Source organism: Streptomyces sp. NPDC048018, assembly GCF_043202995.1.
In the GTDB taxonomy this organism is placed as follows: Bacteria; Actinomycetota; Actinomycetes; order Streptomycetales; family Streptomycetaceae; genus Streptomyces.
This window is the reverse complement of record NZ_JBIDBK010000006.1, coordinates 102,193-127,184: the sequence shown is the minus strand read 5'-3', so window position 1 is coordinate 127,184 and position 24,992 is coordinate 102,193. Positions and strand designations below refer to the sequence as shown.

Annotated in this window: 21 protein-coding genes; 14 read left to right on the top strand and 7 right to left on the bottom strand. The window is 73.1% G+C overall.

The genetic code is table 11. From position 1 onward, the window contains the following. The first annotated feature begins 7 nt into the window (after window positions 1-7). The 3 genes from ACGF1Z_RS23895 to ACGF1Z_RS23885 all read left to right on the top strand — a co-directional run bounded on the left by ACGF1Z_RS23895 (window position 8) and on the right by ACGF1Z_RS23885 (window position 2,410). Window positions 8-730, top strand: a complete 723-nt coding sequence (locus tag ACGF1Z_RS23895; protein ID WP_393007165.1) for a TetR/AcrR family transcriptional regulator — start codon at window positions 8-10, stop codon at window positions 728-730. 25 nt (window positions 731-755) lie between these two features. Next, complete coding sequence (locus tag ACGF1Z_RS23890; RefSeq protein WP_393007163.1) at window positions 756-1,034, top strand: hypothetical protein; 279 nt, start codon at window positions 756-758, stop codon at window positions 1,032-1,034. Window positions 1,035-1,108: 74 nt separating this feature from the next. After that, the gene (locus ACGF1Z_RS23885) at window positions 1,109-2,410 is read left to right on the top strand and encodes an NlpC/P60 family protein (protein ID WP_393007161.1); all 1,302 of its coding nucleotides are present in this window, start codon (window positions 1,109-1,111) and stop codon (window positions 2,408-2,410) included. Between the two features lie 182 nt (window positions 2,411-2,592). On the opposite strand, the gene ACGF1Z_RS23880 is transcribed toward ACGF1Z_RS23885, so the two are convergent. The 5 genes from ACGF1Z_RS23880 to ACGF1Z_RS23860 form a co-directional block, all read right to left on the bottom strand. Next, window positions 2,593-3,828 carry a styrene monooxygenase/indole monooxygenase family protein gene (locus ACGF1Z_RS23880; RefSeq protein WP_393007159.1) on the bottom strand — a complete coding sequence of 412 codons (1,236 nt, stop codon included), beginning with the start codon at window positions 3,826-3,828 and terminating at the stop codon, window positions 2,593-2,595. 92 nt (window positions 3,829-3,920) lie between these two features. Beyond that, a complete protein-coding gene (locus tag ACGF1Z_RS23875; RefSeq protein ID WP_393007157.1) occupies window positions 3,921-4,595 on the bottom strand; it encodes an ATP/GTP-binding protein in 675 nt (224 codons plus the stop codon). Next, the gene (locus tag ACGF1Z_RS23870; protein WP_376632370.1) at window positions 4,576-4,989 is read right to left on the bottom strand and encodes a DUF742 domain-containing protein; all 414 of its coding nucleotides are present in this window, start codon (window positions 4,987-4,989) and stop codon (window positions 4,576-4,578) included. Before ACGF1Z_RS23870 ends, ACGF1Z_RS23875 begins: the two co-directional genes overlap by 20 nt. After that, window positions 4,986-5,483 (bottom strand): roadblock/LC7 domain-containing protein, encoded by a 498-nt coding sequence (locus ACGF1Z_RS23865; protein ID WP_393007155.1) that lies wholly within the window; start codon window positions 5,481-5,483, stop codon window positions 4,986-4,988. Before ACGF1Z_RS23865 ends, ACGF1Z_RS23870 begins: the two co-directional genes overlap by 4 nt. Then, the gene (locus ACGF1Z_RS23860; RefSeq protein WP_393007153.1) at window positions 5,480-8,644 is read right to left on the bottom strand and encodes a nitrate- and nitrite sensing domain-containing protein; all 3,165 of its coding nucleotides are present in this window, start codon (window positions 8,642-8,644) and stop codon (window positions 5,480-5,482) included. The genes ACGF1Z_RS23865 and ACGF1Z_RS23860 overlap by 4 nt, the downstream gene beginning before the upstream one ends. Before the next feature lie 383 nt (window positions 8,645-9,027). On the opposite strand from ACGF1Z_RS23860, the gene ACGF1Z_RS23855 reads away from it, so the two are divergent. Continuing rightward, window positions 9,028-9,840: a hypothetical protein gene (locus tag ACGF1Z_RS23855; RefSeq protein WP_393007151.1), complete on the top strand. Its 813-nt coding sequence runs from the start codon at window positions 9,028-9,030 to the stop codon at window positions 9,838-9,840. Here ACGF1Z_RS23855 and ACGF1Z_RS23850 read toward each other — a convergent pair. After that, the gene (locus ACGF1Z_RS23850; protein WP_393007149.1) at window positions 9,815-10,300 is read right to left on the bottom strand and encodes a MarR family winged helix-turn-helix transcriptional regulator; all 486 of its coding nucleotides are present in this window, start codon (window positions 10,298-10,300) and stop codon (window positions 9,815-9,817) included. The genes ACGF1Z_RS23855 and ACGF1Z_RS23850 overlap by 26 nt on opposite strands. A gap of 225 nt (window positions 10,301-10,525) precedes the next feature. Between ACGF1Z_RS23850 and ACGF1Z_RS23845 the strand changes: the two genes are divergently transcribed. The 3 genes from ACGF1Z_RS23845 (at window position 10,526) to ACGF1Z_RS23835 (ending at window position 13,850) form a co-directional block, all read left to right on the top strand. Then, complete coding sequence (locus tag ACGF1Z_RS23845; protein WP_393007147.1) at window positions 10,526-11,362, top strand: lysozyme; 837 nt, start codon at window positions 10,526-10,528, stop codon at window positions 11,360-11,362. 199 nt (window positions 11,363-11,561) lie between these two features. Beyond that, window positions 11,562-12,431, top strand: coding sequence for a lytic polysaccharide monooxygenase (locus ACGF1Z_RS23840; protein ID WP_393007145.1), 870 nt, complete (start codon window positions 11,562-11,564; stop codon window positions 12,429-12,431). A gap of 267 nt (window positions 12,432-12,698) precedes the next feature. Continuing rightward, the gene (locus ACGF1Z_RS23835) at window positions 12,699-13,850 is read left to right on the top strand and encodes a glutamate--cysteine ligase (RefSeq protein ID WP_393007143.1); all 1,152 of its coding nucleotides are present in this window, start codon (window positions 12,699-12,701) and stop codon (window positions 13,848-13,850) included. Window positions 13,851-14,068: 218 nt separating this feature from the next. On the opposite strand, the gene lon is transcribed toward ACGF1Z_RS23835, so the two are convergent. Next, window positions 14,069-16,480: an endopeptidase La gene (gene lon / locus ACGF1Z_RS23830; RefSeq protein WP_393007141.1), complete on the bottom strand. Its 2,412-nt coding sequence runs from the start codon at window positions 16,478-16,480 to the stop codon at window positions 14,069-14,071. A 130-nt stretch (window positions 16,481-16,610) separates the two neighbouring features. Here lon and ACGF1Z_RS23825 point away from each other — a divergent pair, with 130 nt between their 5' ends. The 7 genes from ACGF1Z_RS23825 to ACGF1Z_RS23795 all read left to right on the top strand — a co-directional run bounded on the left by ACGF1Z_RS23825 (window position 16,611) and on the right by ACGF1Z_RS23795 (window position 24,982). Then, window positions 16,611-17,246: a GNAT family N-acetyltransferase gene (locus ACGF1Z_RS23825; RefSeq protein WP_393007139.1), complete on the top strand. Its 636-nt coding sequence runs from the start codon at window positions 16,611-16,613 to the stop codon at window positions 17,244-17,246. A 46-nt stretch (window positions 17,247-17,292) separates the two neighbouring features. Then, entirely contained in the window at window positions 17,293-17,817 is a 525-nt protein-coding gene (locus ACGF1Z_RS23820; RefSeq protein WP_393007137.1) for a hypothetical protein, read from the top strand. Window positions 17,818-18,005: 188 nt separating this feature from the next. Next, window positions 18,006-18,677, top strand: a complete 672-nt coding sequence (locus tag ACGF1Z_RS23815; protein ID WP_393007135.1) for a spermidine synthase — start codon at window positions 18,006-18,008, stop codon at window positions 18,675-18,677. Window positions 18,678-18,749: 72 nt separating this feature from the next. Beyond that, complete coding sequence (locus tag ACGF1Z_RS23810) at window positions 18,750-19,484, top strand: response regulator transcription factor (protein WP_393007133.1); 735 nt, start codon at window positions 18,750-18,752, stop codon at window positions 19,482-19,484. 86 nt (window positions 19,485-19,570) lie between these two features. Beyond that, the gene (locus ACGF1Z_RS23805; protein WP_393007840.1) at window positions 19,571-20,623 is read left to right on the top strand and encodes an ATP-binding protein; all 1,053 of its coding nucleotides are present in this window, start codon (window positions 19,571-19,573) and stop codon (window positions 20,621-20,623) included. A gap of 280 nt (window positions 20,624-20,903) precedes the next feature. Next, window positions 20,904-24,716, top strand: coding sequence for a multifunctional oxoglutarate decarboxylase/oxoglutarate dehydrogenase thiamine pyrophosphate-binding subunit/dihydrolipoyllysine-residue succinyltransferase subunit (locus ACGF1Z_RS23800; protein WP_393007131.1), 3,813 nt, complete (start codon window positions 20,904-20,906; stop codon window positions 24,714-24,716). A gap of 80 nt (window positions 24,717-24,796) precedes the next feature. Beyond that, a complete protein-coding gene (locus ACGF1Z_RS23795) occupies window positions 24,797-24,982 on the top strand; it encodes a DUF6104 family protein (RefSeq protein ID WP_010061466.1) in 186 nt (61 codons plus the stop codon). The last annotated feature ends 10 nt before the right edge of the window (window positions 24,983-24,992 follow it).

Here is a 24,992-nt window from a genome sequence, read left to right as displayed (position 1 = left end):
GCGGGACATGACCAGTGCCGCCTCGCCCGCGTACCGCCGGCTCAGCGTCGAGGAGCGGCGGATCCAGCTGCTCGACGCGGCCCAGACGCTGTTCGCGCACCGGCCGCCGGAGGACGTCTCGCTCGACGACGTCGCCGAGGCCGCGGGGGTCTCGCGCCCGCTCGTCTACCGCTACTTCCCGGGCGGGAAGCAGCAGCTGTACGAGGCGGCGCTGCGCTCCTCCGCGGACGCCCTGGAACACTGCTTCGCCGAGCCGCCCGAGGGCCCGCCCACCGAGCGGCTCGCCAGGGTCCTGGACCGCTATCTGGCCTTCGTCGACCAGCACGACGCCGGGTTCGCCGCGCTCCTTCGCGGCGGCAGCGTCGCCGAGACCTCGCGGACCACGGCGATCGTCGACGAGGTCCGGCGGGCCGCGGCCGAGCAGATCCTCTTCCACCTGGGTGCGGAACGGCCCGGGCCGCGGCTCGGGATGATGGTCAGGACCTGGATCGCGGCCGTGGAGGCGGCCTCGCTGATCTGGGTCGACGAGGGGAAGCGGCCGCGGGCCGAGAACCTCCGGGACTGGCTGGTCGACCATCTGGTGGCGCTGCTCGCGGCGACCGCGGCGAGCGACGCGGAGACCGGCGGGGTGGTGACCCGGCTGCTGGCCCAGGAGCGCGCCACGGGACGGGTCGGCACGCTCGCCAGGAACGTCATCCCCGTGGTGAGCGAGGCCGCGCACCTCCTCTGAGCCGCGGGGAGGGGACACTGGTGGGGTGAAGAGCGAGAACACCCCCTTCCGCGGCGGCCCCCTCGACGGCCGGGTGCTGCCCATCCTGCTCGGGCCGACCGGTCATCCGCCGAAGTGGTACGAGGTCCCGGTCCCGGCCCACGGGGGCCACCCGGCGACGGTGTACGCGTACCACCGCGAGCCGATCGGCTACACGAAGCGGCTCGGGCTGCACCGGGGCTGGGTGTACGTCTACGCGCCGGAGGGGCGGGAGCGCCGGGCGATCCGGTGGCCGTGGCAGAAGCCGGCTGCGCCGAAGGAGTGAGCCGTCCGGACACCCGCCATTTCATCCACTGATCACATCATCGTGAACGTCATCATCCCGATGGAGGTGGTGACGTGCCGGGACGACTGCTGCGCACGATCTGCACGGGGGCCCTGGCGGGAGTGCTGGCGGCCACGACGGCCCTGACGGGGACCGCCCTGAGCGGGACGGCCGCGGCGGCGCCGGTCGACGGGGGCGAGAACTCGGTCGCCGGCCTGCTCACCCGGCTGCGCACCCTGTACCAGGAGACCGAGCGGGCCGCCGAGGCCTACAACAGGGCCGACGAGGCGCTGAAGAGGCAGACCGCCGACACCCGCCGCACCGACACCGCGCTGGCCGCCGCCCGCCAGGCGCTCGCCCGCGGACGCGACGAGGCCGGCCGACTGGCCCGGCAGCAGTACCAGGGCCGCACGGAGCTCTCCCCCTACCTGAGCCTGCTGCTCGCCCCCGACCCGCGGCGCGCGCTCGACGAGAACCACCTGGTGACCCGGGCGGCCCGCGAACGCGTCGCCCTGATCTCCCGCCTGGAGGCCGCCGAGCGCAAGGCGGCGACCCTCGCGACGGCCTCCCGCACGGCCCTGACCCGCCGCCAGACCCTCCTCGCCGCCCGGCAGAAGCAGCGGGCGGCGGTACGCACCAGGCTCGACGAGGTCGAGAAGCTCCTCGCCTCCCTCTCCCCCGCCCAGCTCGCCCGCCTGACCTCCCTGGAGACCACCCAGACCGCCGGCGCCCAGAGCGAGCTCCTCGGCTCCGGCACCCTCGACGACACCCTCACGCCCTCGCGGGAGGGCGCCGAGGCCCTGCGCTTCGCGGCACTCCAGATCGGCAAGCCCTACGAGTGGGGCGCCGAAGGCCCCGACACGTACGACTGCTCGGGCCTCACCCAGCGGTCCTGGGCGGTGGCGGGCCGCGAACTCCCCCGCACGAGCCAGGAACAGTGGCAGACGCTCCCCCGCGTCCCGCTCACCGAGCTGCGCCCCGGCGACCTGGTCGTGTACTTCCCCGACGCCACCCACGTCGCGCTCTACCTCGGCGACGGCCTGGTCATCCACGCCCCCCGCCCCGGCGCCCGCGTCAAGGTCTCCCCCCTCGCCGCCAACCCCGTCCTGGGCGCCGTCCGCCCCGACCCCGACGGCGTGCCCCTGAAGACGTTCGCGCCGCCCGAACTCCCGGCGGGAGCCACGGACGGCTCGGACGAGGGCTTCTCCGGCTCCGATCAGCCTCCGACCGGGACGGGGACGGGGACAGGAACGGGGAGCGCGGCCGACAGCGGGGCCGGGGCCGGCGTCGGGGCGGCAGGGGCCGGGGCCGCATCCGATACCTCTCCCGAGCCCGGGACCGTCCCCGAAAGCCGGGCCGGGAGCGGGAGCGGCTGAGACCGGACCGGGCACCGCCCCGAGCGGGAACGCCACGGCCGCGTCCCCCGCGCCGGCCCGAAAGCCGCTGCCGCCCGGCGCGTGGCACCGGGCGGCAGCAGTCGGGCGGGCTCGGAGACCGGCCGTACGGCCCCGGGGCCGGGCGGTCCGGAGACCGGGTGGCGGGGGCGGTCCGGGGATCGTCAGGCGCCGGTGACGGACTCCAGGTAGGCAGCCGTCTTCTCCGGGTCGAAGAAGAAGTTCTCGAAGTCCGCCGGGTTGTCGAAGCCGTTCGCGAAGCGGTCGGCGACCGGCTGGAGTTGGCCCGCGGCGCCGATCAGGTTCAGGACGTGCTCCGGCGGGACGCCGAGCATCGCGTTGGTCCACTTGGTGACGTGCTGGGCGGTCTGCCAGTAGCGGTCGAAGGTGGACTGCATCCAGGCCTCGTCGAAGGGGCGGTCGCCGTGCTCGACGATCGAGGCGAGGTAGGCGGCCGCGCACTTGGCGGCCGAGTTGGAGCCCTGGCCGGTGATCGGGTCGTTGGCCACGACCACGTCCGCGACGCCGAGGACCAGGCCGCCGCCGGGCAGGTGGCCGATCGGGTTGCGCACGGTCGGGGCGTACCGGCCGGCCAGCGTGCCGCCCGCGTCGGTCAGTTCGACCTTCGTGGCCCGCGCGTACTCCCAGGGCGTGAACCTCTCCATCAGCTCCAGCGTGAGGGCCAGGTGGTCGGCCGGGTCCTTCACGCCCTGGAACACGTCCAGCGGACCGCCGGGCACGCCCTCCCAGAAGAGGATGTCGGCGCGGCCGGAGGTGGTGAGGGTCGGCATCACGAACAGCTCGCCGACGCCCGGCACCAGGTTGCAGCGCACCGCGTCGAAGTCGGGGTGCTCGGGGCGGGGGCCGAGCCCGTGCACGTACGCGACCGCGAGGGCGCGCTGCGGCTCGCTGTACGGGGAGCGGGCGGCGTCCCGGCCGAACATCGACACGAGCTCGCCCTTGCCGGCCGCCACGAGCACCAGGTCGTAGCCGCGCGCGAAGTAGTCCAGGTCGCCGACGGCCGCGCCGTGGATGACGAGCTGACCGCCGCGCTGCGCGAAGGTCTCCATCCAGCCGGCCATCTTCACCCGCTGGTCCACGGACTGCGCGTATCCGTCGAGCCTGCCGACCCAGTCGATGACCCGCTGGGACTCGGGGCCTGCCACCGAGACGCCGAGGCCCTCGATCCGCGGGGCCTGGGACTCCCAGAAGTTGATGCCCAGGTCGCGCTCGTGCTGGAGGGCGGTGTCGAACATGCACTGCGTGGACATGACCCGCCCGGAGCGGATCTCGTCCGCGGTCCGGTTGGACATGAGGGTGACTTCGTAGCCCTTCGACTGCAGTCCGAGGGCGAGCTGGAGACCGGACTGGCCGGCGCCGACTATGAGTATCTTCCGCATGGGGCGACCTTGAGAGTGCTGGGGAGTGCTGGGGAAGGGGGTGCGGGGGGTGGGGCCGGGCGTCTGCGCGGGGGGCTGCGCGGGGCCCGGGGCTACTCGGGGGTGGCGGCCAGGGCGTGCTCGACCATCGCGAGCAGCGTCTCGACCACGCTGTACCGCTTGCGCGCGTCCATGATCGTGATCGGGACGTGCGGCGGGACGGTCAGGGCGTCCCGGACGTCCTCGACCTCGAAGCGCTCGGTGCCTTCGAAGTGGTTGACGGCCACGACGTACGGCAGCCCGCAGCTCTCGAAGTAGTCGAGCGCCGGGAAGCAGTCGGTGAGCCGGCGCGTGTCGGCCAGGACGATCGCGCCGATAGCGCCGCGCACCAGGTCGTCCCACATGAACCAGAAGCGCTGCTGCCCGGGCGTGCCGAAGACGTACAGCACCAGGTCGTCGTCGAGCGTGATCCGCCCGAAGTCCATCGCGACGGTCGTGGTCAGCTTGTCCGGCGTGGCGGTGAGGTCGTCGGTCTCCTCGCTCGCCTGCGTCATCAGCGCCTCGGTCTGGAGCGGGGTGATCTCCGAGACCGCGCGGACGAAGGTGGTCTTGCCGACGCCGAAACCGCCCGCGACGACGACCTTGGTCGCTATCGGGGCGCGGGTGTGGTCGAGCTGCCAGTCCTGCGCGCCCTCTTCGGGTTCGGGCTCGCCGGTGGACTGGGCGGGGATCCCGGCGAGGGCCGGGGGTTCGGTGACGACGGAGGCGTCAGAGACGGCGGAGTCCACTCAGCACCCTTTCGAGGAGCGCGCGGTCGGGCTGGCCGGTACCGTGACCGGTCCCGTACACACGGATCTTTCCCTGGTCGGCCAGGTCGCTGAGGAGCACCCGGACGACTCCCAACGGCATCTTCAGGAGCGCCGAGATCTCCGCGACCGTCCGCATGCGGCGGCAGACCTCGACGATGGCCCGCATCTCCGGCATCAGCCCGCGCGCGGCCGGCCCTCCGTCGGTGAGGACCTTGCGCTCGGGCGCCGCCTCGAGCGCGGCCACGAAGGTCTCCACGAGGAGGATGTGGCCGAAGCGGGTGCGGCCGCCGGTGAGCGAGTAGGGACGGACCCGGGAGGGGCGGCGCCCCTCCCCGCGTATCGGCAGCCGGTGGGCGTGCGCGGCGGCGGTCACCGGTCGGTCTCCACGGCATGGGCGGACTTGGCCAGCTCGCTGCGGAGTTCGGGCGTCAGGACGTGTCCGGCCCGGCCGACGAAGAGCGCCATGTGGTACGCGATGACGCTCATGTCGCAGTCCGGTGCGGCGTGCACGCCGAGCAGCGAGCCGTCGCTGATCGACATGACGAAGACGCTGCCGTCCTCCATCGCGACCATCGTCTGCTTGACCCCGCCGCCGTCCATCAGCCGGGCGGCGCCCACGGTGAGGCTGCCGATGCCCGAGACGATGGTGGCGAGGTCGGCGCTGGAGCCGCGCGGCCCGGCGGTCCGATCCGCGTCGGGTGCGGCGGCCTGCGCCTGCACCTCCGGGTCCGACGAGAGCAGGAGCAGTCCGTCGGAGGAGACGACCGCGACGGAGCGGACGCCCGGCACCTCCTCGACGAGGTTGCCCAGCAGCCATTGCAGGTTGCGGGCCTCGCTGCTCAGTCCGAATGTTCCGGTCGCAGTCAACTGCGTGCCTCCTCGACTGTGTCCCCCGTCTTCTCCGTGTTCTCATCGGGCCGTGCTGTCTGTGCGGCGTGGATCTCGGCGGCCACGTCACGGCGGCCGTCCTCGGCTCCCCGCTGGAAACCGCCGAGCCGCCGACGCAACGCCTCGGCGTCCACGCCACCGCGGCGTGCCGGCGCGGCGGGGGCACCGGCCTGACGCACTATCCGCGGCGTGCGCTTGGGCAGCCCCTTGTCGGTGACCCGCTCCCACTGGCCCGGGCGCGGACCCGCGGGATCGGCCTCGGGCTCGGGGGCGCCCGTGGTCGTCCCGGGGCCGGGCTCCGGCTCGGGTGCGGGGTCGGTCGGTGCGTCGGGCGCGGTGGCCACGGCCGGCGGCCGGCGCCGGGCCAGGGGCTCGGGCGTGGCCGGTGCCTGGTGCCCGTCCGAGGGCTGCTCCGCGGCGCGCTCGTGCGCGTCCGGCTCGGGCGGCGGGTCGGGCAGGCGGACCTGGAGGGTCGTCTCGGAGACGGACTCGCCGGGGGCGGGCGCGGGTTCGGCGGCGTCGGGCCCGGAGGCTTCCGGGGACGCGGGCCCCGCGCCGAAGGCGGCCACGGAGTCGGAGGCGTACGCCCCGGCCTCGGGCCCCTCGGTCGGGGGTGCGTACGCGGCCTCGGGACGCACCGGGAGCCCGGCCTCGGGCCCGTACGCCGGCTCGGCAGCGCGGGCCTCGGTCCCGTACGCCGGCTCGGCAGCGCCCGCGTCGGGCTCGTACACGGACTCGGCGGCGCCCGACTCGGCGGCGCCCCCCGGGAAGCCGGGGGCCGCCGTGGCCTCGGCGGCCACAGGGTCGGCCGTGGGCGCCTGGTCCGTCGGGGTCCGCGTCTCCGGCTCCGCCCCGGCCGCCGCGATCGCCCGCTCCGCCGCCTCGACCAGCGGGTCGCGGTGCCGCGAGGGCAGCGTGTTGGAGTTGGCCTCGGCGACCGAGCCCGGGAGGTTGACCACGGCGGCCGGGCCCGTGCCGGAGACGGCGACGGTCGGCGGGACCGCGGCCGGCGGGGCGGTGGGGAGGAGCGGGAGCGGGAGGACCACGACGGCCGCGGTGCCGCCCTGCTTCTGCTCGCGCAGCTCGACCCGCACGCCGTGCCGGGAGGCCAGCAGTGCCGTCACGCGGATGCCGAGGCCCTCGCCGTCGGTGTCGGTGATCTCGGGGTCGGCCAGCCGCGCGTTCAGCTCGGCCAGCCGGGACGCGGTGATGCCGATGCCGCCGTCCTGGACGGAGAGCATGACCTCGCCGGACTCCAGCAGCCAGCCGGAGAGCTGGACCTGGGTGTCGGGCGGCGAGAAGGAGGTGGCGTTCTCCAGCAGTTCGGCGAGCAGGTGGCTGAGGTCGTCGGCGGCGAAGCCGGCGACCTGCGCGTGCGGCGGCAGCGACTGGATGCTGACCCGCTCGTAGCGCTCGATCTCGCTGACGGCGGCGCGCAGCACGTCGACGAGCGGGACCGGGCCGGGGTGGCCGTGGTGGTGCTCGTGGCCCGCGAGGACGAGCAGGTTCTCGCTGTGGCGGCGCATGACGGTCGCCATGTGGTCGAGCTTGAAGAGGGTGGCGAGCCGGTCCGGGTCCTGCTCGCGCTCTTCCAGCTTCTCGATGACGCCGAGCTGGCGCTCGACCAGGCCGAGGCTGCGCAGCGAGAGGTTGACGAAGGTGTGCTGGACGGTGCCGCGGAGGCGTTCGAGCTCGGCGGTGAGCAGGGCGGTGTGGCCCTGGAGCTCGGCCCGCTGGGCCGCGAGTTCGGCGGCGAGGGTGTCGCGGGCGCCAGCCAGGTCGGCGCTTTCGCCGTCGAGCTGTTCCACGCGGCCCGCGAGCCCGGCGAGCTTGCCCTGGAGGGTGTTGAGGGACCGGACGACCTGGGCGAACTCGTCGTTGCGCCCGGTGAAGCGAAGGGGCTGCTCGTGCTGCGGCTCGGGGGCCGCGGCGAGCCGGGCGGCGCCGATGCGCAGGACGGCGAGCGGCCGGGTGAGGCTGCGGGCGACGTACGTGGAGATGCCGATGGCGATGATCAGGCAGCCACCGAGGAAGGCGATGCGCAGTTCGAGGGCGGTGACGTCGTCGTCGCGGAGCTGGGCGAAGCGTTCGGCGCGCTGGGTGGCGAACGCGGACTCGACGCCGCGCATCTGCTCGATGCGCGCGGAGAGCGCGGCCTCCAGGCGGACCGGGTCGGTGTCGAGTTCGGACTCGGAGAGTTCGGGACGGTCGGTGAGCCGGGCGAGGTAGCGCTCGGCGTTCTTGACGTCGGGTCCGGTGACGCCGGCGGCCAGGGAGTCGCGGGCGGCGGTGGGGGCGGCCTGGTCGAAGTCGGCGAGGGCGGCGAGTTCGCGGACCCGGGCCTGCTGGGCGGCGGCGGAGAGGGCGTTGCGGGTCCGGTCGGCCTCGGCGGCGCCCTCGGGCCGGTCGGTGACGTAGGAGCCGGTGGACGGGTCGTAGCGGCGGGTGCCGCCGGACTCGGGCCGGGGGACGGCGAGGGCCGCCAGGAGCAGGCCGCGCTCGGCGGAGGCCTGTTCGCTGGCCCGGCCGAGGGCGGCAGGGGCACGGACGGCCTCGGCGGCGCGGGCCGGGGTGTTCTCGGCGAGCTGGTCGGCGAGGGCCTGGAGCTTGGCGATGACGTCGGTGTAGGCCCGGTGGGCCTCCAGGGCGCCGCCCTTGCCGGTGAGGGCGGCGCGGCGGATGGAGGGCAGGGCGGCGAGGTCGCGGCGCAGGTCGGCGGGGGCGGCCTCGTGGATCTCGTCGATCTGGCGGTCGACGCGGGCGGACCTGGCCGCGGTGATCCGGCGCTGGGGGCCGCTGTCGGCGCCGTCTCCGGACTGCTCGTCGCGGCCCGCGGCGACGTAGGCGACGACCTCGTCGCGCTCGTCGGAGAGCGAGTGGGCGAGGGTGACGGCCTGGCGGTCGAGCTCGGCGAGGGCGACGAGTTCGACGGTGTCGTCGAGGTCGCCGGACGCGGTGAGGACGGCGGGGGCTCCGGCGGCGAGCACGGTGATGCCGACGAGGGCGACGCCGGCGACGAGCCGGCTGCGGACCCGCTTCGTACGGCCGGCCGGGGGCTCGGCGGGCAGGCCGGGGCTCTGCGGGTCACCGGGGGTCTGGCTCCGCGTGCCGTTGTTGCTCCGAGGCCGCTTCTTCTGCACCGGTGCTCGCATCCTTGACTCGTCCGCCCATGAAGCAGAGGTGACGACCGGTCACATGTAAGAGCCCCCACCCCTGGTGTGTCTTCCGACCATTTCAGCGGTTCTGGTCGGGGGACTCGCAACGGCCGCTCCGCCACCCGAACGAGTGAACAACACTCATGAGTTGGCGAACAACTTCGCGCGGGGGCGTCCGGGGCGCCGGGCCTACCCCCGGTTGGATCTTCCGCGCGGGCTTTGGCAGGATGCCCGCCCGCAGCTTCCCGGAGCCCGCGGCTCCGGGCTCGCGCACCCCCACGCCACCTTGGTATAGGCCAGATTCGGCCGTTTGGAGGCGTTGTGAAGGAGCGATGCAGACCGGGCGCACACGGGGCAGACTGTGGATCATGCGTACGGAAGCGGCGACCCTCCCCGGCAGTCCCGAACGCCCCAATGAGGACTGGGCGGCCGCCGCTCTGCCCGCCGCGGGGACGGGGGGCGTGGCGGTGGTCCTCGACGGGGTGACGCCTCCGGCGGGCGAGGACGGCTGCGTGCACGGGGTGCCCTGGTTCACCGCGCGGCTCGGCGGCGCTTTGACGGAACTGTCCGCTTCGCGACGCGATCTGACGCTGCCCGAGATCCTGTCGCTGGCAATCCGGCGCACCGCGGACACCCACCGGGACACCTGTGACCTTTCTCACGTCCGTACTCCGCAGGCGACGGTGGCCCTGGCCCGCTGGGACGCGGAGGTGGTGGAGCACCTCGTCCTGTCGGACGCGGCCGTGCTCCTGCGGTCCCCCGACGGCGCGGTGCGGGCCGTGCTCGACGACCGGCTCGACCACGTCCCGGACGTGATCCTGCGCTCCCTGGAGGCGACGGACCGGCTGCGCAACCGGGAGGGCGGCTTCTTCACGGCGGCCGCCGACCCGTCCGTGGCGGCCCGCGCGGTGTCGGGCACGAGCCCCCGGGCGCGGGTCCGGGCCCTCGCCGCCCTCAGCGACGGGGCGACGCGCTGGGTCCAGCTGTTCGGCGAGGGCGACTGGGCGGACCTCTTCGACGTCCTCGACGCGGAGGGCCCGAGCGGCCTGCTCCGCCGGGTGCGGGCCCTGGAGACGGCGGCCGCCGGGGCGGGCGGCACCCGCCGCCGGAAGCTCCACGACGACGCGACGGCGGTGTACGCGGAGCTGCGGCCGGTCAGCCCTCCGCCGACCGCACGTTGAAGTGGTGCAGCAGCCGGGCCAGTTCCGCGACCTCCGCGCGGTCCCAGTCGGCGAGCTTGCGCACGTACCGCTCGCGGCGGGCGTCCCGCACGTGCCGGAAGCGGCCCTGGCCCTCCTCGGTGAGACGGACGAGCGAGGCGCGGCCGTCGGCGGGGTCGGGGTCGCGGGCGACCAGGCCGAGCTCCTCCAGGGCGCGCAGCTGGCGGCTCATCGTGGCCTTGCCGACGCCGAAATAGCCGGCGAGGTCGGTGGCGCGCTGGGGTCCGGCGTCGTCGAGGCGCACGAAGAGTCCGTAGGCGGCGGGCTCCAGTTCGGGGTGGACCTCGCGGGCCATCTCGCCGGACTGGGAGCGGGCGCGGCGCAGGAAGACCGCCAGTTCGCGCTCCAGGGCGAGGAACTCCTGGTCCACACCACTCCCGCCCTCGGGTCCGGATTCACTCCCCGTACCGCTTACGTGCACGTCAGCACCCCTCGCACGCTTTCCGCTCGCTGAAAGTTTCTTGCGCCGCGGGCCATCGCCGCAGCTCTTTCAGTATTTCGCAGGCGTAGACCAACGGCAGCCCCCTGGCCCCCTTCCGCCGGCGGGTCTACGTGCGTAGCGTCGTCCACGGCGACCCCGCCTGACATGTCCACACCATAGACATGTCGACCTCGCTCCCCCCACCGAGCCTTTCGGAGGCACGCAATGCGTGTGCACAGATCCGGAACGACCCTCGCCGGCGCCGCCCTCGCGGCCCTGGCCCTCCTCCTCCCGCTGCCCCTCTCCGGGACCGCCGACGCCGCCCAGGACCCCGGCGCCCGGCAGGCGCCGGCCCGCGGCTCCGCCTACATGGGCATGGGCGTGATCGCGCACGACGGCCAGGGCGGCGCGCCCGGCGGCGTCTCCGCGCAGGCCGTCCAGACCGAGGGCGTGGACGTCTCCAGCCACAACGGGAACGTGGCCTGGCAGACGCTGTGGAACAGCGGGGTGAAGTGGGCCTACGTCAAGGCGACGGAAGGCACGTACTACAAGAACACCTACTTCACGCAGCAGTACAACGGCTCGTACAACGTGGGCATGATCCGCGGCACGTACCACTTCGCGACCCCCGACACGACGACGGGCGCGGCGCAGGCGGACTACTTCGTGAACAACGGCGGCGGCTGGTCGAGGGACGGCCGGACGCTCCCGGGTGCGCTGGACATCGAGTGGAACCCGTACGGCGCGACCTGCTACGGCAAGACGCAGTCCGGGATGGTCGCCTGGATCCGGGACTTCGTGGACCGCTACAAGGCGCGGACCGGCCGCGACCCGGTGATCTACACGGCGACGAGCTGGTGGACCCAGTGCACGGGCAACTACGGCGGCTTCGCCGGCGCCAACCCGCTGTGGATCGCCCGGTACGCCTCCGAGGTCGGCACGCTGCCGGCCGGCTGGGGCTACTACACGATGTGGCAGTACACCTCGTCCGGCCCGACGGTCGGCGACCACAACCACTTCAACGGGGACTACTCGCGGGTGCAGGCCCTGGCCAACGGCTGACGGGCGCGCGAGCGACGCGTGCGTGGGGCGGCGGGCCCTCGGGTGAGCGGCACACCCGGGGGCCCGCCTTCTTCGTCACACCCCTTGCCCATTGGTATGGACCAATGCGACCCTCGGGGCGGCGTACGGCCGGCAACTCCCGTACGTCCGCAGTGTGTTGCTCACCCGTACTCCCCCACGCACGAGAGAGAGCCCCCGCATGCCGCCTTACCGCCGCACCCCCGCCCTCGTCGCCGCGCTCTCCGCGGCGGCGGCGCTGACCGCCCTCACCCCGACCGCCGCGCAGGCCCACGGCGCCGTGTTCGACCCGGTCAGCCGGATCGCGGCCTGCTACGCGGAGGGACCGGAGTCCCCCGACTCGCAGGTGTGCAAGGACCTCGTCGCCGACTCGGGCACCCAGCCGCTCTACGACTGGAACGAGGTCAACATCGCCAACGCCGACGGCAGGCACCAGACGGTGATCCCCGACGGAAAGCTCTGCTCGGCCAACCGCGAGAAGTACCGCGCGCTCGACTGGGCCCGCACCGACTGGCCGGCCACGGCGGTCGCCGCCGGCACCTTCGGCTTCCGGATCCGGGTCACCGCCCCGCACTCGGGCACCATGACGATGTACATCACCAGGCCGGGCTTCGACCCCACCCAGCCGCTGAAGTGGTCCGACCTCGACACCACCCCCGTCGCCGTCCACACCACCACCCGCACCTCGACCGACGGCTACTACACCTTCAACGGCACCCTCCCGAACCGCACCGGCCGCCACATCGTCTACATGGTCTGGCAGCGCAACGACAGCCCCGAGGCCTTCTACAGCTGCTCGGACGTCACCTTCGGCGGTACGGCGGCCTCGGCCGCGGCCGAGGCACCCACCGAGGCCGAACTCACCGCGGGCGCACCGCTCTCCACGGTCAGCCACGCGGGCCACGGCGGCGACGAGCGGCCCCCGGCGCTCTCCGCCGACATCGCCGAGACGCCCGCGTCCCCGCTCCCCCTCGCCCTCGCGGGCGCCGGAGCACTCGCCGTCTTCGGCGCGGGCAGCCTCCTCCTCACCCGCCGCCGCGGCGAGTCGTAGACCGACCGGCCGCGCCCACCCGCCCGCCGCCGCCCGCCCCACGCACCCGGTGAGGCCGCGCACAACCGGGTGACGGCCCGCTCGCCCCGGCCCCGGGAAGAGGACGTTCGACGTCCTCTTCCCGGGGCCTTTCCGGTGCTCCGGTATCGATTTCACGCCATCCGTCCCGGGACGGGTGGGAGGCGGTGCCTCCGTGGACAAGCTTCGGGAGAGCTCTGTTCGAACGGCCGCCAGCGCACCTCGTCCGACCGTGAAGGAGAGCACTCCATGCGGGATCAGCAGCCGTGGGACTACCACCGCGGGCCGGGACCACGCACGCTCGGGGTGGAGGAGGAGCTGCTCCTGGTCGATCCCGGGAGCGGGCTTCCGCAGCCGCTCGCCGGCACCGTCACCGAGATCGCCGCCTGGCACGCCGACGTGCGGCCGAAGGCGGACCGGGGCGAGCCGGTGAAGCCCGAATTGTTCCGCGAGATGCTGGAGATCGGCACCCGGCCGTGCGTCACGGCGGACGAGCTCGCCGAACAGCTGCGCCAGGCCAGGTCCGCCGCCGCGGCCGCGGCCAAGGAGGCGGGGGTCGCGGTCGCGGCGCTCGCGACCGCGCCCATGCGCTACGACCCGCTCCTCACCCCCAGCGACCGCTACCGGCTCATCCAGGACCGCTACGCCCGTCTCATCGACGACAAACTGACCTGCGCCTGCCACGTCCACGTGCACCTCGCCTCGGCCGAGGAGGGCGTCGGGGTCCTGGACCGGATCCGGCCCTGGCTCGCGCCGCTCCTCGCGCTCAGCGCCAACTCGCCGTTCTGGCAGGGCCAGGACACGGGGTACGCAAGCTGGCGCCACCAGCTGTGGTCACGCTGGCCGATGAGCGGGCCCGCCGAGCTGTACGGCGACGTCGACGCCCACGAGGAGACCACGCGGGCGATGCTGGCGAGCGAGGTGCTCGTCGACGACCACATGGTCTACTTCGACGCCCGGCTGTCCCGCAGCTACCCGACGGTGGAGGTGCGGGTCGGCGACGTGTGCCAGCACCCCGAGGACGCCCTGCTCCTCGCCGTGCTCGTGCGCGCCCTGGTGGAGACGGAGGCGCGGGCCTGGCGGGCCGGCCGTGAGGCCGACCCGGTGCCGACCGTCGTGCTGCGCCTCGCGGCCTGGCGGGCCAGCCGTTTCGGTCTCGGCGGCGAGCTGCTGCACCCGCTGACCTGGCGCCCGGCCCCGGCCGCAGCCGTGCTGGAGGCCCTGGTCGACCATGTCACCCCGGCGCTGCGGGCCACGGGCGACCTCGACCGGGCGGTGCGCGGCACGGAGCTGCTGCTCGCCCGGGGCACCGGGGCCGACCTCCAGCGCGCCGCGCACACCGGCGGGGTGAGCCTGGCCCCGGTCGTGGCCGACGCCGTGCGCCGTACCGTCCCCGCCTGAGACGCCGAGGGGGCGCCCTCCGCCAGGGAGGGCGCCCCGTCACGGGACGCGGGGGCGTGCCGGGAGCCGCCGAACGCCGGGGCGCGTCGGGCCGGCCGTCGCCGGGGCGCGTCGTGTCGCCGCCGGGTACGCCCGGAGCCGCCGGCGCCCGGGCTCGTCCGGCAGTGGGCTGACGGGTGCGCCCGGCCGCCGGACTCCGCGTGCGTCAGGCGGGTGGGTCAGGCCGCCGCGCTCACCGCCACCTCCGCCGGGGTGAGGGCGATCTCCAGGACCTGCCGGACGTCCGTGACCGGGTGGACCTCCAGCTTCTCCAGGATCTCGGCGGGGACGTCGTCCAGGTCCGCCTCGTTCCGCTTGGGGATCACGACGGTGGTGATGCCCGCCCGGTGTGCGGCCAGCAGCTTCTGCTTCAGGCCGCCGATGGGCAGCACCCGGCCGGTCAGGGAGACCTCGCCGGTCATCGCGACGTCCGTGCGGACCTGCCGGCCCGACAGGAGCGAGGCGAGGGCCGTCGTCATCGTGATGCCCGCGCTCGGACCGTCCTTGGGGACCGCGCCCGCCGGGAAGTGGATGTGCACGCCACGGTCCTTGAGACCGGTGACGGGCAGCTCCAGTTCCGCGCCGTGCGAGCGGAGGAAGGAGAGGGCGATCTGCGCGGACTCCTTCATCACGTCGCCCAGCTGACCGGTGAGGGTCAGCCCGGCGGCGCCGGTCTCGGGGTCGGCGAGGGAGGCCTCGACGAACAGGACGTCGCCGCCGGCGCCCGTCACGGCGAGTCCGGTCGCCACGCCCGGCACCGCGGTGCGGCGCTCGGCCGGGTCCTGCGCCGACTCGGGCACGTGGTGCGGGCGCCCGATCAGTCCGCGCAGATCGTCGGCGCCGACCGCGAACGGGAGCTCCCGCTCGCCCAGTTCGTGCTGGGCGGTCACCTTGCGCAGCAGCCGGGCGATCGACCGCTCCAGGTTCCGGACGCCGGCCTCCCGGGTGTACTCGCCGGCCAGCCTGCGCAGCGCCGACTCCTCCAGGACGACCTCGCCCTCCGTCAGACCGGCCCGCTCCAGCTGCCGGGGCAGCAGGTGGTCGCGGCCGATGACGACCTTCTCGTCCTCGGTGTAGCCGTCGAGCCGGACCAGCTCCATGCGGTCGAGCAGGGCCTCGGGGATGGCTTCGAGGACGTTCGCCGTGGCGAGGAAGACCACGTCGCTGAGATCGAGTTCGACCTCCAGGTAGTGGTCGCGGAAGGTGTGGTTCTGCGCCGGGTCGAGCACCTCCAGGAGCGCCGCCGCCGGGTCGCCCCGGAAGTCGGAGCCGACCTTGTCGATCTCGTCGAGCAGGACCACCGGGTTCATGGACCCGGCCTCCTTGATCGCGCGGACGATCCGGCCCGGCAGCGCGCCGACGTACGTGCGCCGGTGTCCGCGGACCTCGGCCTCGTCCCGTACGCCGCCCAGCGCGACCCGGACGAACTTGCGCCCCATGGCGTGCGCGACGGACTCGCCGAGGGAGGTCTTGCCGACGCCGGGCGGGCCGACGAGGGCCAGGACGGCGCCGCCGCGGCGCCCGCCGACGACGCCGAGGCCGCGGTCGGCGCGCCGCTTGCGCACAGCCAGGTACTCGGTGATCCGTTCCTTGACGTCCTCCAGGCCGGCGTGCTCGGCGTCCAGGACCGCCTTCGCGGCCTGGATGTCGTAGGAGTCCTCGGTGCGCTCGTTCCAGGGGAGTTCGAGCACGGTGTCGAGCCAGGTGCGGATCCAGGAGCCCTCGGGCGACTGGTCGCTCGAACGCTCCAGCTTCTCGACCTCCTTGAGGGCCGCCTCGCGGACCTTCTCGGGGAGGTCGGCGGCCTCGACCCGGGCGCGGTAGTCGTCGGACTCGTCGCCCTCGGTCTCGCCGTTGAGCTCGCGCAGCTCCTTGCGCACGGCCTCCAGCTGACGCCTCAGCAGGAACTCGCGCTGCTGCTTGTCGACGCCTTCCTGGACGTCCTTGGCGATGGTCTCGGCGACGTCCTGCTCGGCCAGGTGCTCGCGCAGCTGCGCGGTGGCGAGCTTGAGGCGGGCGACCGGGTCGGCGGTCTCCAGGAGTTCGACCTTCTGCTCGACGGTGAGGAAGGGCGAGTAGCCGGAGTTGTCGGCGAGGGCACCGACGCCCTCGATCTGCTGGACGCGGTCCACCACCTGCCAGGCGCCGCGCTTCTTCAGCCAGCTGGTGGCCAGTGCCTTGTACTCCTTGACCAGTTCGGTCACGGCGCCGGGCAGCGGGTCGGGCAGGGTCTCCGTCACGACGACGCCCTCGACCCACAGGGCTCCGCCGGGCCCGGTCGTGCCGGCACCGATGCGGACGCGGCCCCGGCCGCGGATGAGCGCGCCGGGGTCGCCGTCGGACAGCCGGCCGACCTGCTCGACGGTGCCGAGGACGCCGGTCGCGGCGTACGTGCCGTCCACCCGGGGCACGAGCAGCACGCGCGGCTTCCCGTTCCCGCCTCGCGCGGCGGCCTGCGCGGCCTCGACCGCGGCCCGTACGTCGTTGTCGGACAGGTCCAGCGGCACCACCATTCCGGGCAGCACGACCTCGTCGTCGAGCGGCAGCACAGGCAGTGTGAGCGGCGCGGACGCCACGGACTCAGAAGCCATGATCTCCCCTTCGGCAGTCAAGTTGAGCTATGCCGACTCAATGCATGTGAGCGGTTGATTGTTCCCCGGTGGGTGTTCGCTCTGAGCGATCAGCCCTCCACGGGCCGCGAACAGGGGCTGTAATGCCCTCATGGATATTGCGTCTATTACTTCGGCCTGGGTGGCCGGCTGGGCCGTCTCCCGGGGCACCCCACCCGCCGTCGTCGAGCCCTGGGGCTACCGGATCGACGTCGGTCTGCCGAAGCACCCCTTCCGGCACGTGCTGCCGCACCCGGACGCGGAGTCCGTGGGCCGGCTGTGCGCGGAGATCCGCGAGCCGCACGCCTGGCTCAAGGTGATGGCGACGCCAGACGAGGTCGCGCCCTGGATCACCGAGGGGTGGGCCGTCCCGGACGACCCCGGGTTCATGATGACCAAGAAGCTCGACCCGGCCGCCCGGCCCGCCCCTCCCGAGGGCTACGCGCGCACCACGGAGACCCGGGACGGGGTGATCCGGGTCCGGATCCTCGCGCCCGACGGGGCGCTCGCGGCCCGCGGACAGATCGCGCCCACCGGGCTCACGGCCGTCGCGGACCAGATCGAGACGGACCCCGCCCACCGCCGTCGCGGGCTGGGCGCCAACGTCATGCGGACCCTGGAGGCGGCGGCCGCACAGGCGGGCGCGGAGACCGGCGTGCTGGCGGCGACCACCGACGGGATGGCGCTCTACGACTCCCTGGACTGGTACCACCGGGGCCCGCTCACCGGCATCGTGCGCACGGGCTGACGCGTTCGGGCTGCGCGAGGGCGGGGTGTGCGGGCATGCTCACCCCATGAAGTACGTGAAGCGGTACGGGACCGCGGCGGTGCTGGCGGCGGTCGTCGCCCTGGCCGGCTGCAGCCAGGCCCCCGCGGCGGACCCCGACGACTCGGGACACAGCTCCCCACCGGCGCCCAGTAGCCCGACCCCCGGCCCCACGGCCACGACCGGGCGCCCCGACGAGCCGGCACCCCAGGAGGTCCTGGTCGAGGTGGTCGTGAACGGCGGCCTCGCCGGGGTCCGGAACAAGCTGGTCGTGCAGTACGACGGCACCTACACGCTCCGCAAGGGCACCCGGCCGCCCACCTCGGGCCGCCTGACCGCGGCGCAGGTCGCCGAGCTGCGCGCCGCCCTGGAGGACCCGGCGTACGCGAAGGTGCCGGCCCGGCCCACCGGGAGCCAGGTCGCCGACGGCTTCACGTACTCCGTCACGTACGCCCACCGGCTCGTCGTCACCCAGGACGGCGAGGACCGGCCGGCCGCCCTGGAGCGGGTCTTCAAGGCCCTGCCCGAAGGCCACCCGCCCACCTCCCCCTGAGGCCCTCACCCCGGGGCCCGACGGCCGACCACGCACGCCCGGACCCGCACGCCCGGACCCGCGCGCCCGGACCCGCCGGACGGCACGAGGCCCCGCGCCTCCGGAGGCGTTAAGGGTTTGTCCCGGCCGACCGCACTTGGTGAGGATGGCCGGGACAGCCCGTACCTACCGAGCCACGGAGTGTGAACATGTCAAGTCCCGTCACCCTCGACCGCCGTGAGGGTCCGTACGGAGAAGTCGTCCTGCGGCAGCGCGACACACACTTCGAGATCATCGCCAACGGCACCTTCCTGATGGACACCTCCGACGGACGCTCGGAACGCCTGCTGATCGACGCGGCCCTGGACGCGCTGCCGACGGACGGCCACTCCCGCCCCTCGGTGCTGATCGGCGGCCTGGGCGTGGGCTTCTCGCTCGCGCACGCAGCCGCCGAACCCCGCTGGGGCACGATCGCCGTCGCCGAGCGTGAGGGCGCGATCATCGAGTGGCACCGCGGGGGTCCGCTCGCGGCGATCTCGGGCGCCGCGCTCGCCGACCCGCGCACCGTGATCCTGCACACGGACCTGCTCACCTATCTCCGCACCACCCCGGACACGTACGACGCCCTCTGTCTGGACATCGACAACGGGCCCGACTGGACGGTCACCGAGGACAACGAATCCCTTTACTCCGCCGAGGGATTGGGCCTCTGCGCGGCCCGCCTCAACCCGGGCGGAATCCTCGCCGTATGGTCGGCACAGCCGTCAGCCGATTTCGAAGAGTCGTTGCGGAATGCCGGATTCAACGGGGTACGGACCGAAGAGATCCCGGTTGCCCGGGGCGTCCCCGATGTGGTCCACCTCGCCGTCCGGCCCGTGTGATCGCCTGCGTAGCCTTGACCGCGCCGCTGCCTCTAGGCTGCTGCACCGACATCGGCGACGCGAGGCGGGGCAATGGAGCAGACACACACCACGAACCAGGGTGCGGCGACTCCGGGGGCCCAGCGCAGAGTCCTCGTCGTCGAGGACGACACCACGATCGTGGACGCCATCGCCGCCCGGTTGCGCGCCGAGGGCTTCCTCGTGCAGACCGCGAGCGACGGCCCGGCCGCCGTGGACGCCGCCGAGGCCTGGCAGCCGGACCTCATGGTGCTCGACGTCATGCTCCCCGGCTTCGACGGCCTGGAGGTCTGCCGCCGAGTGCAGGCCCAGCGGCCCGTCCCGGTCCTGATGCTCACCGCGAGGGACGACGAGACGGACATGCTGGTCGGCCTCGGCGTCGGTGCCGACGACTACATGACGAAGCCGTTCTCGATGCGTGAGCTGGCCGCCCGGGTGCACGTGCTGCTGCGCCGGGTGGAGCGGGCCGCGCTCGCGGCGGTGACGCCGCGCAGCGGCATCCTGCGGCTCGGCGAACTGGAGATCGACCACGCGCAGCGCCGGGTCCGGGTCAAGGCCGAGGACGTGCACCTGACGCCGACCGAGTTCGACCTGCTCGTCTGCCTGGCGAACACCCCGCGCGCGGTGCTCTCGCGCGAGCAGCTGCTCGCCGAGGTGTGGGACTGGGCGGACGCCTCCGGCACCCGGACCGTGGACAGCCACATCAAGGCGCTGCGCCGGAAGATCGGGGCCGAGCGGATCCGTACGGTCCACGGCGTCGGGTACGCACTGGAGACCCCGGCGCCGTGAGCCGGCGAGGGTCGGGAGAGCGGCCGGCACGGCCCGGGCGCCCCGCGCGGCCGGCCCGCCCCGGGCGTCCGGGGCGGCGGCGCCGCATAGCGATCTCGATCAAGACGAAGCTGGGCGCCCTGGTGGTCGGGGCGGTCCTGCTGACCTCGGGTCTGGCCCTGGTGGCGATCCGGACCTCGACCGAGTTCCGCTACATCACGGTCTTCGCGATGATCGCGACGCTGCTGATCACCCAGTTCGTGGCGCAGTCCCTGACGGCCCCGCTGGACGAGATGAACACGGTCGCGGGCTCGATCTCGCGCGGCGACTTCAGCCGCCGGGTGCGCGGCGCCGACCGCCGTGACGAGCTGGGCGACCTGGCCTCGACGATCAACCGCATGGCCGACGACCTGGAGGCCGTGGACCGGCACCGCAAGGAGCTGGTCGCGAACGTCTCGCACGAGCTGCGCACCCCGATCGCGGCGCTGCGCGCGGTCCTGGAGAACGTCGTGGACGGGGTCTCCGAGGCCGATCCGGAGACGATGCGCACGGCCCTGAAGCAGACCGAGCGGCTCGGCCGGCTGGTGGAGACGCTGCTGGACCTGTCACGGCTCGACAACGGTGTCGTCACGCTGCGGCGACGCCGCTTCGAGGTGTGGCCCTACCTCTCGGGAATTCTGCGGGAAGCGAACCTGGCGGCCTCGCAGCGCGGGCTCTCCTCCACCTCCGGTCTGCACAACCGCACCGACGTCCACCTGCACCTGGACGTCTCGCCGCCGGAGCTGACCGCGGACGCCGACGCGGAGCGACTGCACCAGGTGATGGCGAATCTCATCGACAACGCGGTGAAGCACTCGCCGCCGCACGGGCGCGTGACGGTGCGGGCCCGGCGCGGGCCGGCCCCGGACTCCCTGGAGCTGGAGGTCGAGGACGAGGGTCCGGGCATTCCGGAGGCGGAGCGCCACAAGGTCTTCGAGCGCTTCAACCGGGGCACGGTCCCGGCGCAGCAGGGCCCGGGCAGCGACGGCGGGACGGGTCTGGGCCTGGCGATCGCGCGCTGGGCGGTGGATCTGCACGGTGGCCACATCGGAGTGGCCGAATCGTCACGCGGGTGCCGGATCAGGCTCACTCTTCCGGGCAGCTTCCCTCCCCGCGATTGACGTAGGGTTCGAACCGGAAGCTCTCGTTCTGCGTGTTCTTGTACGACAGACGCACGGGACGTGGTCAGGGGTACGGCCGGATCCGGCCGTAGCCGCGGTTCCCCGTACCCTCGCAGGTGCGGAACCACGGTTGTTTCCCGCCATTCACGACCCCGAAACACCTCGTCAAGTGTGACTTGCGCGACGTTGGAGTGCCCGGCCTGCACCTCCCGGCCGGGGAGGCGTAGCCTTTATTTCCGCTGTCCATCACCTTGTGAAGCGGAAGAGGGCGGTTGCCGCCGTGTCGTCTCAGTCCCCCAGTACCCCGAGCTCCCCGACCGACCAAGACGGGCAGGGAAAGTCCCCTGCAACCGCCTTCGGTGCCAATGAGTGGCTCGTCGACGAGATCTACCAGCAGTACCTCCAGGACCCGAATTCGGTCGATCGTGCCTGGTGGGACTTCTTCGCCGACTACAAGCCGGGAGCCGGGGAGACCCCCGCGGCCCCGGCCGCCACCCCACCGAGCACCCAGAGCACCTCCGCCACGACGCAGGCGGGCCCCGCACAGGCCGCGCCTGCCGCTCCGGCCGCCGTACCCGCCCCGGCCGCTCCTGCCCCCGCGCAGCCCGCCGCCGCGGCCCCCACGGCCCCGGCGCCCGCCGCGAAGCCCGCCGCCGCCCCGGCCGCCGTGAAGGCCGCTCCGGCCGCGGCCGCCCCGGCTCCGGCCAAGGCGGCGGAGGCCCCCGCGGGTCCCGAGCTGGTCACCCTGCGCGGCCCGGCCGCCGCGGTCGCGAAGAACATGAACGCCTCGCTGGAGATGCCGACGGCCACGTCCGTCCGCGCCGTCCCGGTGAAGCTGCTCTTCGACAACCGGATCGTCATCAACAACCACCTGAAGCGCGCCCGGGGCGGGAAGATCTCCTTCACGCACCTGATCGGCTACGCGATGGTGCAGGCGATCAAGGCCATGCCGGCGATGAACCACTCCTTCGCGGAGAAGGACGGCAAGCCGACCCTGGTCAAGCCGGAGCACGTGAACTTCGGCCTCGCGATCGACCTGGTGAAGCCCAACGGCGACCGCCAGCTCGTCGTCGCCGGCATCAAGAAGGCCGAGACCCTGAACTTCTTCGAGTTCTGGCAGGCCTACGAGGACATCGTCAAGCGCGCCCGCGTGGGCAAGCTGACGATGGAGGACTTCACCGGCGTCACGGTCTCCCTGACCAACCCCGGCGGCCTCGGCACCGTCCACTCCGTGCCGCGTCTGATGCCCGGACAGTCGGTCATCATGGGCGTCGGCTCCATGGACTACCCGGCCGAGTTCCAGGGCACCTCCCAGGACACCCTGAACAAGCTGGGCATCTCCAAGGTCATGACCCTGACCTCGACCTACGACCACCGGGTCATCCAGGGCGCGGCCTCCGGCGAGTTCCTGCGGATCGTCGCCAACCTCCTCCTCGGCGAGGACGGCTTCTACGACGACGTCTTCAAGTCGCTGCGCATCCCCTACGAGCCGGTCCGCTGGCTCAAGGACATCGACGCGTCGCACGACGACGACGTCACCAAGGCCGCGCGCGTCTTCGAGCTGATCCACTCCTACCGGGTCCGCGGCCACGTCATGGCCGACACCGACCCGCTGGAGTACAAGCAGCGCAAGCACCCCGACCTGGACATCACCGAGCACGGCCTCACCCTGTGGGACCTGGAGCGCGAGTTCGCGGTCGGCGGCTTCGCCGGCAAGTCGATGATGAAGCTCCGCGACATCCTCGGCGTGCTCCGCGACTCGTACTGCCGCACCACCGGCATCGAGTTCATGCACATCCAGGACCCGAAGCAGCGCAAGTGGATCCAGGACCGCGTGGAGCGTCCCCACGCGCGCGTGGAGCGCGAGGAGCAGCTGCGCATCCTGCGCCGGCTGAACGCGGCGGAGGCCTTCGAGACCTTCCTGCAGACCAAGTACGTCGGTCAGAAGCGCTTCTCGCTGGAGGGCGGCGAGTCCGTCATCCCGCTGCTCGACGCGGTCATCGACTCCGCCGCGGAGTCGCGCCTCGACGAGGTCGTCATCGGCATGGCCCACCGCGGCCGCCTGAACGTCCTCGCGAACATCGTCGGCAAGTCGTACGCGCAGATCTTCCGCGAGTTCGAGGGCAACCTCGACCCGAAGTCGATGCACGGCTCCGGCGACGTGAAGTACCACCTGGGCGCCGAGGGCACCTTCACGGGTCTCGACGGCGAGCAGATCAAGGTCTCCCTGGTCGCCAACCCCTCGCACCTGGAGGCGGTCGACCCGGTCCTGGAGGGCGTCTCCCGCGCCAAGCAGGACGTCATCAACAAGGGCGGCACGGACTTCACCGTCCTGCCGGTCGCCCTGCACGGTGACGCGGCCTTCGCCGGCCAGGGCGTCGTGGCCGAGACGCTCAACATGTCGCAGCTGCGCGGCTACCGCACCGGCGGCACGGTCCACGTCGTCATCAACAACCAGGTCGGCTTCACCGCCGCCCCGGAGTCCTCGCGTTCGTCGATGTACGCGACGGACGTGGCGCGGATGATCGAGGCCCCGATCTTCCACGTGAACGGCGACGACCCGGAGGCCTGCGTCCGCGTGGCGCGGCTCGCCTTCGAGTTCCGCCAGACGTTCAACAAGGACGTCGTGATCGACCTCATCTGCTACCGCCGCCGCGGTCACAACGAGGGCGACAACCCGCAGTTCACCAACCCGCAGATGTACACCCTGATCGACAAGAAGCGTTCGGTGCGCAAGCTGTACACCGAGTCGCTCATCGGTCGTGGCGACATCACGCTGGAAGAGGCGGAGCAGGCGCTCCAGGACTTCCAGGGCCAGCTGGAGAAGGTCTTCGCGGAGGTCCGCGAGGCCACCGCCGCCCCGGCGCCGACCCAGGTCCCGGACCCGAAGCCGGAGTTCCCGGTCGCCGTCACCACCGCGGTCTCCCAGGAGGTCGTGAAGCGGATCGCCGAGTCGCAGGTCAACATCCCGGAGCGGATCACGGTCCACCCGCGTCTGCTGCCGCAGATGCAGCGCCGTGCGGCCTCGATCGACGACGGCACCATCGACTGGGGCTTCGGCGAGACCCTCGCCATCGGCTCGCTGCTGATGGAGGGCACGCCGGTCCGTCTGTCGGGCCAGGACTCCCGCCGCGGCACCTTCGGTCAGCGTCACGCGGTCCTGGTGGACCAGGAGACCGGCGAGGACTACACCCCGCTGCTCTACCTGGCCGAGGACCAGGCCCACTACAACGTCTACGACTCGCTGCTCAGCGAGTACGCGGCGATGGGCTTCGAGTACGGCTACTCGCTGGCCCGCCCCGACGCCCTGGTCGTCTGGGAGGCCCAGTTCGGTGACTTCGTCAACGGCGCGCAGACCGTCGTCGACGAGTTCATCTCCTCGGCCGAGCAGAAGTGGGGCCAGACCTCCGGCGTCACGCTGCTCCTGCCGCACGGCTACGAGGGCCAGGGCCCGGACCACTCGTCCGCGCGCCCGGAGCGCTTCCTGCAGATGTGCGCCCAGGACAACATGACGGTCGCCATGCCGACGCTGCCGTCGAACTACTTCCACCTGCTGCGCTGGCAGGTCCACAACCCGCACCACAAGCCGCTCATCGTCTTCACCCCGAAGTCGATGCTGCGCCTGAAGGCCGCGGCGTCGAAGGTGGAGGAGTTCACCACCGGCGGCTTCCGCCCGGTGATCGGCGACTCGACGGTCGACCCGGCCGACGTCCGCAAGGTCGTCTTCTGCGCGGGCAAGGTCTACTACGACCTGGAGGCCGAGCGTCAGAAGCGCGGCGACACGGAGACCGCGATCATCCGTCTGGAGCGCCTGTACCCGCTGCCGGGTGCCGAGCTGCAGGCCGAGATCGCCAAGTACCCGAACGCGGCGAAGTACCTGTGGGCCCAGGAGGAGCCGGCGAACCAGGGTGCCTGGCCGTTCATCGCGCTCAACCTGATCGACCACCTGGACCTGGCGGTCGGCGCGGACATCCCGGCGGGCGAGCGCCTGCGCCGGATCTCCCGCCCGCACTCCTCGTCCCCGGCTGTCGGCTCTGCCAAGCGCCACCAGGCGGAGCAGGCTCAGCTGGTCGCGGAGGTCTTCGACGCGTAGGCGTCCCGGACACGTCCGGAGGCCCGGCACCCCGAGGGGTGCCGGGCCTCCGGCGTCTCACCACGGCATATTCTGATCGCATGTACTTCACCGACCGTGGCATCGAGGAACTGGAGAAGCGGCGCGGCGAGGAGGAGGTCACCTTCGAGTGGCTGGCCGAGCAGCTGCGTACGTTCGTCGATCTCAACCCCGACTTCGAGGTGCCGGTCGAGCGCCTCGCGACCTGGCTCGCGCGCCTCGACGACGAGGACGACGAGGACGAGTAGGCCGGGCTCC

Coding starts and splice junctions, on each gene's coding strand:
- ACGF1Z_RS23845 (WP_393007147.1), top strand. CDS start 10,526: ATGCGTGTGCACAGATCCGGAACGACCCTCGCCGGCGCCGCCCTCGCG.
- ACGF1Z_RS23895 (WP_393007165.1), top strand. CDS start 8: ATGACCAGTGCCGCCTCGCCCGCGTACCGCCGGCTCAGCGTCGAGGAG.
- ACGF1Z_RS23825 (WP_393007139.1), top strand. CDS start 16,611: ATGGATATTGCGTCTATTACTTCGGCCTGGGTGGCCGGCTGGGCCGTC.
- ACGF1Z_RS23855 (WP_393007151.1), top strand. CDS start 9,028: ATGCGTACGGAAGCGGCGACCCTCCCCGGCAGTCCCGAACGCCCCAAT.
- ACGF1Z_RS23815 (WP_393007135.1), top strand. CDS start 18,006: ATGTCAAGTCCCGTCACCCTCGACCGCCGTGAGGGTCCGTACGGAGAA.
- ACGF1Z_RS23835 (WP_393007143.1), top strand. CDS start 12,699: ATGCGGGATCAGCAGCCGTGGGACTACCACCGCGGGCCGGGACCACGC.
- ACGF1Z_RS23810 (WP_393007133.1), top strand. CDS start 18,750: ATGGAGCAGACACACACCACGAACCAGGGTGCGGCGACTCCGGGGGCC.
- ACGF1Z_RS23820 (WP_393007137.1), top strand. CDS start 17,293: ATGAAGTACGTGAAGCGGTACGGGACCGCGGCGGTGCTGGCGGCGGTC.
- ACGF1Z_RS23795 (WP_010061466.1), top strand. CDS start 24,797: ATGTACTTCACCGACCGTGGCATCGAGGAACTGGAGAAGCGGCGCGGC.
- ACGF1Z_RS23880 (WP_393007159.1), bottom strand. CDS start 3,828: ATGCGGAAGATACTCATAGTCGGCGCCGGCCAGTCCGGTCTCCAGCTC.
- ACGF1Z_RS23840 (WP_393007145.1), top strand. CDS start 11,562: ATGCCGCCTTACCGCCGCACCCCCGCCCTCGTCGCCGCGCTCTCCGCG.
- lon (WP_393007141.1), bottom strand. CDS start 16,480: ATGGCTTCTGAGTCCGTGGCGTCCGCGCCGCTCACACTGCCTGTGCTG.